This window comes from Legionella pelazae (assembly GCF_052527395.1).
Genome location: NZ_JBNVZS010000039.1, coordinates 1 through 411, shown reverse-complemented (window position 1 = coordinate 411; position 411 = coordinate 1). Strand labels below are relative to the sequence as shown.

Genomic DNA, 411 nt, shown 5'->3' with positions numbered 1-411 from the left:
AAAGATGATTGAAATCGCTTGATGAAGATTAAGTGAGAGTAGGTTGTCGCGAGGTAAAACACAAGCGAAACTTAGTGTGATTTAGGTAGTCTTGATTGCTTAACGGCAGTTGAGGTTATATGGTCAAGAAGAGAAGCGCAAACGGTGGATGCCTTGGCAGTAAGAGGCGAAGAAGGACGTGGAATCCTGCGAAAAGCTCTGGGGAGTTGGAAACAAGCGTTATATCCAGAGATGTCCGAATGGGGAAACCCGGCTTTACGAAAGTAAAGTCATTCTAATCTGAATACATAGGATTAGGAAGCGAACTTGGGGAACTGAAACATCTAAGTACCCAAAGGAAAAGAAATCAAACGAGATTCTCTTAGTAGCGGCGAGCGAACGGGGAAGAGCCTGGTGTGATTTATGTTGATG

1 rRNA gene is annotated in these 411 nt (G+C 44.0%); it reads left to right on the top strand.

Features of this window, described 5'->3' with window-relative positions:
* Positions 1-121: 121 nt before the first annotated feature.
* Positions 122-411: ribosomal RNA gene (locus ACQUW5_RS15305) — 23S ribosomal RNA — on the top strand; the annotation flags it as partial.